The organism is Mycobacterium sp., assembly GCF_052144515.1.
GTDB lineage: Bacteria > Actinomycetota > Actinomycetes > Mycobacteriales > Mycobacteriaceae > Mycobacterium.
In genome coordinates, this window is record NZ_JBKQQD010000378.1 from 78,167 (window position 1) to 89,347 (window position 11,181).

8 protein-coding genes are annotated in these 11,181 nt (G+C 67.3%); 2 read left to right on the forward strand and 6 right to left on the reverse strand.

All coding sequences use genetic code 11. The features are described from left to right. Positions 1–3: 3 nt before the first annotated feature. Complete coding sequence (locus ACLP9N_RS25210) at positions 4–681, reverse strand: MBL fold metallo-hydrolase (protein ID WP_442409927.1); 678 nt, start codon at positions 679–681, stop codon at positions 4–6. Between the two features lie 110 nt (positions 682–791). Between ACLP9N_RS25210 and ACLP9N_RS25215 the strand changes: the two genes are divergently transcribed. Beyond that, positions 792–1,691: a peptidylprolyl isomerase gene (locus ACLP9N_RS25215; RefSeq protein WP_442409928.1), complete on the forward strand. Its 900-nt coding sequence runs from the start codon at positions 792–794 to the stop codon at positions 1,689–1,691. A gap of 34 nt (positions 1,692–1,725) precedes the next feature. Continuing rightward, a complete protein-coding gene (locus ACLP9N_RS25220; protein ID WP_442409929.1) occupies positions 1,726–3,474 on the forward strand; it encodes a protein kinase domain-containing protein in 1,749 nt (582 codons plus the stop codon). A gap of 99 nt (positions 3,475–3,573) precedes the next feature. On the opposite strand, the gene ACLP9N_RS25225 is transcribed toward ACLP9N_RS25220, so the two are convergent. The 5 genes from ACLP9N_RS25225 to secD all read right to left on the reverse strand — a co-directional run. Beyond that, positions 3,574–5,943: a RelA/SpoT family protein gene (locus ACLP9N_RS25225; protein ID WP_442409930.1), complete on the reverse strand. Its 2,370-nt coding sequence runs from the start codon at positions 5,941–5,943 to the stop codon at positions 3,574–3,576. 42 nt (positions 5,944–5,985) lie between these two features. Next, positions 5,986–6,516, reverse strand: coding sequence for an adenine phosphoribosyltransferase (locus ACLP9N_RS25230; RefSeq protein ID WP_442409931.1), 531 nt, complete (start codon positions 6,514–6,516; stop codon positions 5,986–5,988). 7 nt (positions 6,517–6,523) lie between these two features. Then, complete coding sequence (locus ACLP9N_RS25235) at positions 6,524–8,203, reverse strand: ABC transporter substrate-binding protein (RefSeq protein ID WP_442409932.1); 1,680 nt, start codon at positions 8,201–8,203, stop codon at positions 6,524–6,526. Between the two features lie 5 nt (positions 8,204–8,208). Next, positions 8,209–9,576, reverse strand: coding sequence for a protein translocase subunit SecF (secF, locus tag ACLP9N_RS25240; RefSeq protein ID WP_442409933.1), 1,368 nt, complete (start codon positions 9,574–9,576; stop codon positions 8,209–8,211). 4 nt (positions 9,577–9,580) lie between these two features. Next, positions 9,581–11,181, reverse strand: a 1,601-nt coding sequence (gene secD / locus ACLP9N_RS25245) for a protein translocase subunit SecD (protein ID WP_442409934.1), incomplete at its 5' end; no start/stop codon positions are given.

The window sequence follows — 11,181 nt, forward strand, 5'->3', positions numbered from 1 at the left end:
CCGCTACAGACCTTCGAGAAACGGGTTGAGCCGCCGCTCGGCGCCGACGGTGGTGGGGTTGCCATGTCCGGGTAGTACCACGGTGTTGTCGTCGAGCACCAACAGTTTTTCGACGATGGAGGTCAGCAGGTCACGGCCACTGCCGCCGAAGAGGTCGGTGCGGCCGATCGAGCGCTCGAACAGTGTGTCGCCGGTGAACACATAGCCTTTTTCGTCCTGGTCGGACGAGCCGGCCTGAAGGACGCGGAAACACACCGATCCGCGGGTGTGCCCCGGGGTGTGATCGACGTTGACGGTCACACTGCCCAGGTCGAGCTTGTCGCCGTCGCGGTCCAGCTCGACGACCTGCTTGGGCTCGCGGAAGAACGCGCCCGCCGCCAGCTGGGCCAACCGCGGGCCGAAGCCGTAGATCGGGTCTTTGAGCATGAACCGGTCCTCGGGATGGATGTAGGTAGGGCAGCCGTAGGTGTCGGACACCTTCTGGGCGGACCACATGTGGTCGATGTGGCCGTGGGTGATCAGCACCGCGGCCGGGGTCAGCCGATTCTCGTCGAGGATGCGCCGCAACGGACCCATCGCACGCTGGCCCGGGTCGACGATGACGGCATCCGTCCCCGGCCGCTCAGCCAGCACGTAACAGTTGCACTGCAGCAGACCGGCGGGAAATCCGGTGATCAACACGGTTCCCAGTCTCCCATCCCTACCTGGGGCGCTTGACACGCCTCGCGGCGCCCACACTAGCCTGAGCTGGCACCCCGGCCCGACTCACACACCATGGAGGCATACCGGCCGTGCCGACCAACGAACAGCGACGTGCGACAGCCAAGCGCAAACTCGAACGCCAGCTCGAGCGTCGCGCCAAGCAAGCCCGAACGCGCCGGATCGTGGTGATCGCTGGCGGCGTCATAGCGTCGCTGGCGGTGATCGCCGCGGTGGTGGCCACCGTGGTCATCACCAAAAACGACCACAAGCGCAACACCGCGACGGCGACCAGCAGCACCACCGCCAGCAGCTCCCCGGAGTCCAGCACGCCCGGGGCGCCGACCCCGACGGCTGGGCCGATGCCGGCCTTCCAGCCGTCGGCCAACGTGGGCGCCAACTGCCAGTACCCGGCGTCACAGGACAAGGCCGCCAAACCGGTCAAGCCGCCGCGGACCGGCAAAATCCCGACCGACCCCGCCCAAGTGAGCATCAGCATGGCGACCAACCAGGGCAATATCGGCCTGATGCTGGCCAACAACGAATCACCTTGCACGGTAAACAGTTTCGCCAGCCTGATCGGCCAGGGCTTCTTCAACGGCACCAAATGTCACCGGCTGACCACCTCCCCGGACCTGGCCGTACTGCAATGCGGCGACCCCAAGGGCGACGGCACCGGTGGTCCGGGCTACCAGTTCGCCAATGAATACCCCACGGACCAGTACCCGCCGAACGACCCCAAGTTGAAGCAGCCCGTCGTTTACCCTCGCGGCACACTGGCCATGGCCAACGCCGGCCCGAATACCAATGGCAGCCAGTTCTTCCTGGTGTACAAGGACTCGCAGTTACCGCCCGACTACACCGTTTTCGGCAAGATCCAGGACGACGGGCTGGCGACCTTGGACAAGATCGCGAAGGCCGGGGTCTCCGGTGGCGGTGACGACGGCCCGCCGGCCACCGAAGTCACCATCAAGTCGATGCTGCTGGATTAACCTGACCCGAGCGACGCGTACGGGGAGGACAGTGGTGGCGACCTCGGAGTCATTCGGGCGATACCAATTGCTCGGCATGTTGGGTCGCGGCGGCATGGGGCAAGTCTTTCGCGCCCACGACACCGCCACCGACCGGATAGTCGCCCTCAAGCTGCTCCCCCCGCATTTGGCCGAGGACAGCGACTTTCAGGAACGCTTCCGCCGCGAGGCGCGCACGGCGGCGGGCCTCAACGATCCGCACGTGGTGCCCATCCACGGCTTCGGTGAGATCGATGGTCGACTCTATGTCGACATGCGGCTGATCGAGGGCCGCGATCTGCGCGCCTACATGACCGCAAACGGGGGCCGGCTCAGCCCTCCGGATGCGGTCGCGGTGATCGAACAGGTTGCGGCGGCACTGGAGAGCGCCCACCAGGCGGGGTTGGTGCATCGCGACGTCAAGCCGTCGAACATCCTGGTCGCCAACGCACGGAATTTCGTCTACCTGATCGACTTCGGGATTGCCCGCGCCACCGCCGACACCTCGCTCACCCAGACCGGGCACACCATGGGCACGCTCGCCTACATGGCGCCGGAGCGCTTCCGGGGAACAACGGATCCCCGCGCCGACGTGTATTCGCTTGCCTGCGTGCTCCACGAGTGCCTGACCGGACGCCGCCCCTACCCTGGCGACAGCTTCGAGGAGCAGCTCTCGGGTCACCTGAACACTCCGCCGCCGCAACCGTCGGCGATGGCACCCGACATCCCGCCGGCCTTTGACGCGGTAATCGCCCGAGGGATGGCTAAGAACCCCGATGAGCGGTATTGGACCACGATAGACCTCGCCATCGCCGCCAAAGCGGCACTTACCAACCCCATCTCACTACCCCCCGAGCCAGCGGCCGCCAGCGGCGGGATAGCAGCGCCGCCACCGGATCTGCCTGCGGCCCAGGGGTCCAACCGCACGATTTTGATGGTCGCCGGCGTGACGGTGGCGGTGCTCGGCCTGATGGCAGCCCTGGTCATCACCGCCGTGATCTTCGACCGCAACGCCACCCATACGGCTGCAACGGCTGGGACAACACCGACGACCACCCGGGCCAACGCAGCCACAACGGCACAACCGGCCGAGTCTTCGCCAAATGTGCCGAATGTGCCGCCGCTGCCGGCGTTTGCGGCGCCGAGCGACCTGGGCGCCAACTGCCAATACCCGGCCGCGCCGGACCATGCCGCCAAGGTGGCGACTCCGCCGCGATCGGGCAAGGTGTCCACCGATCCGGTCCAGATCGGTGCCCGGATCGTCACCAATCAGGGCGACATCGGCGTGCAGCTCGACAACGGCAAGTCTCCGTGCACGGTGAACAGCTTCGTCAGCCTGGCGCAGCAAGGATTCTTCGACAACACCCAGTGCCACCGGTTGACCGCCTCTTCCACGATGAGCGTGCTGCAATGCGGCGACCCCAAGAAGGATGGCACCGGCGGCCCAGGCTATGAGTTCGCCAACGAATACCCGACCGACCAGTACCCACCTGGGGATCCGAACGTGCGCGATCCCGTTATCTACCCGCGCGGGACGCTGGCGATGGCCCATTCCGAGGCCAACTCTGGGCCCAACACCAACGGCAGCCAGTTCTTCATCGTCTACGAGGACTCTCAGCTACCACCGAAGTCCACGGTGTTCGGCACGGTCGATGACGCCGGCATGGCGATCGTTGACAAGATCGCCAAGGCGGGCGTTGTCGACGGTGCTGAGGACGGCGCTCCGATCACCATGGTCACGATCACGTCGGTGCGCCTCGACTGAGCGCGAGCTAGTACGCCGAGCCTGCGCTGAGGGCGCGACTTAGCCAAACCTCAAGCCCTGTACGCAGTTTCGGCGGCATCACCGCAGACTCGGCGCCCCCTACGCCGCGGAGGTCACCCGGTAGACGTCGTAGACGCCCTCGACGTTGCGGACGGCGTTGAGCAGATGCCCAAGGTGCTTCGGGTCGCCCATCTCGAAGGTGAAGCGGCTGATCGCCACCCGGTCGTTCGAGGTGGTGACCGACGCGGACAGGATGTTCACCTTCTCGTCGGCCAGCGCACGCGTCACGTCGGACAGCAGCCGGTGCCGGTCGAGCGCCTCGACCTGGATCGCCACCAGGAACACCGACGACGGCGACGGCGCCCAGAGCACCTCGATGATGCGTTCGGCCTGCTGCTGCAGCGAGGCCGCGTTGGTGCAGTCGGTGCGGTGCACACTGACCCCGCCGCCGCGGGTGACGAACCCCAGGATCTGGTCGCCGGGCACCGGGGTGCAGCACTTGGCCAGCTTGGTCAGCACGCCCGGGGCGCCGGGGACGGAAACGCCGACATCGTCGTTGCTGCGCGGACGCCGCGGCATGGTCGCCGGAGTGGACCGCTCGGCAAGCTCCTCCTCGGCCTGGTCGATGCCGCCGAGCTCGGCCAACAACCGCTGCACGACGTGCCGGGCCGACACGTGCCCCTCACCGATCGCGGTGTAGAGCGCGGACACGTCGGAGTAGTGCAGTTCGCGGGCGACCGCGCCCATGGAGTCGCCATTGACCAAGCGCTGCAACGGAAGTCCACCGCGCCGCACCTCGCGGGCCATCGCCTCCTTGCCGGTCTCCAGCGCCTCCTCTCGACGCTCCTTGGCGAACCACTGCCGGATCTTCGCCTTCGCTCGCGGCGACACCACGAACTGCTGCCAGTCCCGCGACGGCCCGGCGTTGGGCGCCTTTGAAGTGAAAACCTCGACGACTTCCCCGTTTTCGAGTTTGCGTTCCAGCGCCACCAGCCGCCCGTTGACCCGCGCGCCGATGCAGCGGTGGCCGACCTCGGTGTGCACCGCGTAGGCGAAGTCCACCGGCGTCGACCCGGTCGGCAGGGTGATGACGTCGCCCTTCGGGGTGAACACGAAAAGCTCTTGCACCGCAAGGTCGTAACGCAACGACTCCAGGAACTCGCCGGGGTCGGCGGCCTCCCGTTGCCAGTCGAGCAGCTGACGCATCCAGGCCATGTCATCGATCTCGGCGGCGGCGTGCGGATGCGGAATCCCGTTGCGGCCCTTGGCTTCCTTGTAGCGCCAGTGCGCGGCGATGCCGTATTCGGCCGTGCGGTGCATGTCGCGGGTGCGGATCTGCACTTCCAGCGGCTTGCCCTCCGGCCCGACCACCGTGGTGTGCAGTGACTGGTACACACCGAATCTGGGCTGGGCGATGTAGTCCTTGAACCGTCCCGCCATCGGCTGCCACAGCGAGTGCACCACGCCGACGGCGGCGTAGCAGTCGCGGATCTCGTCGCACAGGATGCGAATGCCGACCAGGTCGGTGATGTCGTCGAAGTCGCGCCCCTTGACGATCATCTTCTGATAGATCGACCAGTAGTGCTTGGGCCGGCCCTCCACGGTCGCCTTGATCTTCGACGCATTCAGGGTGTTGACGATCTCGGTGCGGACCTTGGCCAGATAGGTGTCCCGCGACGGCGCCCGGCCGGCGACCAGCCGCACGATCTCCTCGTACTTCTTGGGGTGCAGGATCGCGAACGACAGGTCTTCCAGCTCCCACTTGACGCTGGCCATGCCAAGCCGATGTGCCAGTGGCGCAATGACTTCCAGTGTCTCGCGGGACTTGCGGGCCTGCTTTTCCGGCGGCAGGAAGCGCATGGTGCGCATGTTGTGCAGCCGGTCGGCGACTTTGATCACCAGCACCCGCGGGTCGCGGGCCATCGCGGTGATCATCTTGCGGATGGTCTCGCCTTCGGCGGCGTTGCCCAGCTCGACCCGGTCCAGCTTGGTCACCCCGTCGACGAGGTGGCCCACCTCTTCGCCGAATTCTTCGGACAGCGCCTCGAGCGTGTAACCGGTGTCCTCGACGGTGTCGTGCAGCAGCGCGGCCACCAAAGTCGTGGTGTCCATGCCCAGCTCGGCCAGGATGTTGGCGACGGCCAGCGGGTGGGTGATGTAGGGATCACCGGAATGCCGCAACTGAGTGGCATGCCTTTCGTCGGCGACCTCGAAGGCCCGCTGCAGCATCGACAGGTCGGCCTTGGGGTAGATCTCCCGGTGCACCGCCACCAGCGGCTCGAGCACGGGATTGAGCGTGCTGCGCTGGGCCGTCATCCGCCGCGCTAGCCGAGCCCGGACCCGACGCGACGCGCTGCTGGGCGTCTTGAGGGTTTCGACCGGCGGCTCGGGCGTCTCTACGACCGGTGGCGATGCTGGCGATTCCGGGGGCGGCGCGACAGCTTGCGCCGTGCTCTGCTCGTCCGCCACGTTAAACCTCCGAAAGTCGCCTCCGACCTCGAGGATATCGTGTTAAACGCGGCTCAAGCTGTATACCGGCAGCGGGGCCACCGCCTCGCGACCGCCCAGAGCCGTCAGTTCCATGACCACCGCGGCCGCGGTCACGTTGGCCGCAACGCGGTCAAGCAACCGTTTCGCCGCGGCCAGAGTCCCGCCGGTGGCCAGCACGTCGTCGACGATCACGACGCCGCGGCCGCGCAGCTCGATGCCGTCGGCGGGGATTTCCAGGGTGGCACTGCCGTATTCCAGGTCGTAGTGCTCGGTGTGTACCGGCGGCGGCAGCTTGCCGCCCTTGCGAATGGCCAGCACACCGGTGCCCAGCCGGGCGGCAACGGCGGCGGCGACGAGGAACCCGCGGGAGTCGATGCCGGCCACCACGTCGGCGCCGGATGCGACATCGGCGAGCGCGTCGATTACCGCCGACATCGCCGCCGCGTCGGCGAACACCGGGGTGAGGTCCTTGAACTGCACCCCCGGCTTCGGAAAATCGGCGACTTCGCGGGTCAACGACACAATGACGTCCGCAACCGAACCGCGCGTCACTGGACTCTCACTGCACGAGAGCCCAGCGGTCCATGTTCCAGCCCGCGCCCCAGCGGGTCGGATTCTTGGTTACCGCGTACATCTTCTTCGACATCAGCAGCGTGCGCTGCTGCCGGTACAGGGGCAGCGTCGGCATATCCGCCCACAGCACCGGCGCGGCCTCGCCCAGCAGCCGAACACGCTCGGCCGGGTCCGCGGACACCGCCAGCGCACCGATGATGCCGTCGATCTGGGCGTTCGCATAGCCGGACAGGTTGTTGCCGTTGCCGCTGTGCAGGTCATAGGCATCCATGGCCGACGATCCGCTCGATCCGCTGCCGGTGGCCCCGCCGGTGCTGGCCAAGAGCACGTCGATTTTTCCGTCCCGCAGCGCCTGCGGACCCGGGGAGTCCTTCGAATTGTCCAGGACGACGCCGGTGATGGTGATGCCGGCCGGGGCACAGGCTTTGGCGATGGTCCCGACCGTGGCCGCGAGCCGCGCATTGGGCCCCTGGTAGCCGATCCGCACCGTCAACGGCGCGCCCGCCAGCGCGTCGCGGGCCGCGCCGGGGTCTGCCTTGGCGAATTGGCCGGCGTCGGCGGCACCGTCGCCCTGGGCGATGGCATCCTCGGTGGCCGGGTTGAGCCGCGAGTTGGCAATCCCGGCCCCGGCGTCTTTGGCGATCGCGTCACGCGGCGTACACAGCGCGAGCGCGCGGCGTTCGCGGGCCAGCGCCAGCGGTCCCTGCAGTGAGAAGATCAGCTGCTCGATGCCGGCCGACGGCGAATCGCTGCGCTGATAGTTGTCCGGAGTGGCCAGCGCGCCCGACGAACCGACCGCGACGTCGACGACGTCGACGTTGCGGTTGTTGACCCGGTCCTGGATGTCGGCTCCCTGGGGCCACACGGTGACCCGCTTGGTGATCGCCTTGGGGCCCCACCACCGGTCGTTGGCGACCAGCACCACAGCGCCCCCGTCCAGCACCGATTGGATCTTGTACGGTCCCGACGAGGGGAAGCGTTTGACATCGATACCGGGCTTGAGGTCCCAGGTGGTGTTCCACAGCCGCGCGATCTGGTCCACCACCGACGCATTCTTGGCCAGCAACGCCGCCGTCACGTCGACGTTCAACTGGTCGGCGATGACGTGCGACGGCATCAACGAGGTCGCGGTGAACAGCTGGGTGTAGTCGACGACGCTGCGGTCCGGGACGAACGAGACGCGGGCCTTCTTCTGGCCTGGCATGCACTCGACGTTGGCGATGTCGACGTACCCGGCCTGGGTGGCGGATTGGAAGCCGGGGAACCGCCCGGACTGGGCCGCCCAGGTCAGCACAAGATCGTCGCAGGTCACCGGCTTGCCGTCGGAGTAGACGGCGTTGTCGGCGATCTGGTAGTCGAGCACCAATGGCGCACCGCCCACCACCGATACCGTGCCGAAGTCACGGTCGGCGACTACCTGCCCATCCGGGCCGTGGTAGCCGAAGCCGGTGAGCGTGCGGGCAAAAGCCTGCGCACCGGCCGATGCCGCACCGACGACGGTGTTGGTGTTGTAGCTGACCAGCGTGCCGTCGACCACATAGTCGATCTGCGGGGCCGCGCTGCCGGAACAGCCGATCAGCGCGAACGGCACCGCCAGCGTCCCAACCAAACCAGTCAAACCCGCGAGCGTCCAGCGCAAGAATCCTCGCCGACACCAGCTGGCCATCGCGCCTACCGCCGGCCGGCGTTGCGCTTACCGGTCGGACGCCGAGTACCGGTGGGCCGCACCGGGCGCGCACCCGGCGCCGGCTTGTTCGGCGCCGGCTTGGCGGCCTCCTTGGATTCTGTGGCCTTCGTGGCGGGCTCCGCGGCGCTCTCCTTGGGTGTTTCGTCACCGGTGGATTGTGTGACGGCGTCGGCCGATTCTGTTCTGGCCTCGTCGGCGCTCGCGCGGGCGCCGGGGCTGCGCCGCTTGACGACCCGGCGGGTGTGGGTCCGCACCAGTTCAGTGCGTTCCCGCAGCGTGACCAGCAGCGGAGTGGCAAAGAAGATCGACGAGTAGGTGCCGACGATGATGCCGACCAGCATTACCAGCGCCAGATCCTTGAGCGTTCCCACACCCAGCAGCCACACCGCCACCACCATCAGCGCCAGCACCGGCAGCACCGAGATCAGGCTGGTGTTGATGGAGCGCATGAACGTCTGGTTGATGGCCAGGTTGGCCTGCTCGGCGAAGGTCCGCCGGGTGGTGTGCTGGAACCCGTGCGTGTTCTCCTCGACCTTGTCGAACACGATGACGGTGTCATACAGGGAGAAACCAAGGATCGTCAGCAGGCCGATGACCGTGGCCGGGGTGACCTCGAAGCCGACCAGTGAGTACACGCCGGCGGTGACGGTCAGGTCGAAACACATGGTGGTCAGTGCCGAGATGGCCATGTAGCGCTCGTATCGCACCATGATGTACAGGCCGACCAGCACCACGAACACCGCCAGGGCGATCAGCGCCTTCGTGGTGATCTGGCCGCCCCAGGTCTCCGATACCGCCGAGTCGCTGATGGCCTTCGGGGTGGGCTTGCCGTCGGTGCCTTTGGGTCCGAACGCGTCGAACAAGGCGTTGCGCAGCTTGGCGGTCTGATCGTTGGACAGATGCTCGGAACGGATCTGCACCGTCGCCGACGAGCCGCTGCCGACGATCACCACCGATTCGGGGTCGCTGCCGATGGCCTTCTTGAAGACGTCGGACACCTGGGCGACCTGAACTGTGCCCGTCGTGCCGGCGGCGGGCATCGACACCGTGGTGCCGCCGTTGAAGTCCATGCCAAAAGTGAACCCGCGAATGATGATCGACAGGATCGCGACCGCGACGATCGCACCGCTGATGCCGTACCACAGCTTGCGGCGCCCCACTACCTCGAACGCACCGGTGCCGGTGTAGAGCCGGGACAGAAAGCTGTGCTGCGGCAGCGCAGCGAGCGTTGGCCTAGACTCCACCGCCTCCACCGTCTCCGCGCTGGCTTCGGTGATCTCGACGGCGCCTTGGTCCTTGGTGTCCTTCTTGCCGGCCTTGGCGGCCTTAGCGTTGGCGGCCCTGGAATTCATCCGGTTACCCCCGTCCCGTCTGCGAATCGGCAGCGGCCCGGCGTTCGCGCGCGACCTGTTGAACGGCGCCCAGGCCGTTGAACGCCGGCTTTGCCATCGTCGGGGACTTGGAGGCCAGGTACACCAGCGGCCAGGTCACCAGGAACACCACCACCAGGTCGAGGATCGTAGTGAGGCCGAGGGTGAAGGCGAACCCCTTCACCTGGCCGATCGCCAGGAAATACAGCACGGCAGCGGCCAGGAAGGTGACGGCGTTGCCCGACACTATCGTCTTGCGGGCCCGCACCCAGCCCCGCGGCACCGCCGACCGGAACGAACGGCCTTCCCGGATCTCGTCTTTGATGCGTTCGAAGAACACCACGAACGAGTCGGCGGTGGTACCGATACCGATGATCAGACCCGCGATGCCCGCCAGGTCCAGGGTGTAATTGATATATCGCCCCAAAAGCACCAGGATCGCGAAAACCATTGCGCCCGAACAGATCAGCGATAACGCCGTAAGCAATCCGAGCGCCCGGTAATAGAACAGCGAATACAGCAGCACCAGGATCAAACCGATCCCGCCCGCGATCAGGCCCGCGCGCAGCGATGTCAAACCCAATGTCGCCGAAACGGTTTGGGCTTCCGACGCTTCGAAGGACAGCGGCAACGAACCGTACTTCAGGACGTTGGCCAGCTGGCGCGCGGTCGCGGCACTGAACGCCGGATCACCGCCACTGATCTGGGTCCGGCCGCCCGGGATCGCTTCGTTGATGCGCGGAGCGCTGACCACCTGCGAGTCCAGGGTGAAGGCGGTCTGTTCACCGACATGGGCGGCGGTGTAGTCGGCCCAGACATTGGCCGCCGCCGGCCTGAACTGCACATCGACGACGTAGCCGACACCGCGCTGGTTCATGCCCGACGTCGCGTCCTGGATCTGGTCGCCGCTGATGATCGACGGCCCCAGCAGATAGGCGGCCTTGTGGTCTTGGGAGCAGGTGACCAAGGGCAGAGCCGGGTCGTCGTTGCCGGCCAGAATGTCGTCTTTGCCGCACAATGTGGCCTGGTATTGCAGGGCGAGGAATTGGATGCCCTGGCGGGTGCTCTGCCGCCACTTCTTCTCTGCGGCAATGCGATCTGCGAGATCCTTGCGCGGATCCGGGGGCGCGGGCACATCGGCCGGCGGCTCCCCCGCCGGCGGCTGCCCGGCCGGCGGGGGCGCTCCGGTCGCTGGGGGCGCGGGACTCGGCGCGGGGCTGGGCGCCGGGCTCGGCGCGGGGGTGGGGTCCTCCGGGTAGGGCCGGGGTTGCGCCGGCGGCTGGCTGGCCGGCGGGGCCGGCTGACCGGTCGGCGCCGGGGCCGGCGCGGGCTGGTCCGTCGGCGCGGGTCCGGCACCGGGCGCAGGGCCACCGGGACCCGGCGGCGTTGCGCCGGGCTGCTGGGGCTCGGGCTTGGGTTCCTGCGGGTTTTGCGCCGGAACCGCCTGAATCACCGGCCGGATGTACAGCCGTGCGGTCTGGCCGAGGTTGCGGGCTTCGTTGCCGTCGTTTCCGGGCACGGTGATGACCAGGTTGTCGCCGTCGACGACGACCTCCGAACCGGAGACGCCCAGCCCGTTGACGCGCG

Bases quoted from the DNA above. Each gene is read 5' to 3' on its own strand.
- ACLP9N_RS25235 (WP_442409932.1), bottom strand. From the start codon at position 8,203: ATGGCCAGCTGGTGTCGGCGAGGATTCTTGCGCTGGACGCTCGCGGGT.
- secF (WP_442409933.1), bottom strand. From the start codon at position 9,576: ATGAATTCCAGGGCCGCCAACGCTAAGGCCGCCAAGGCCGGCAAGAAG.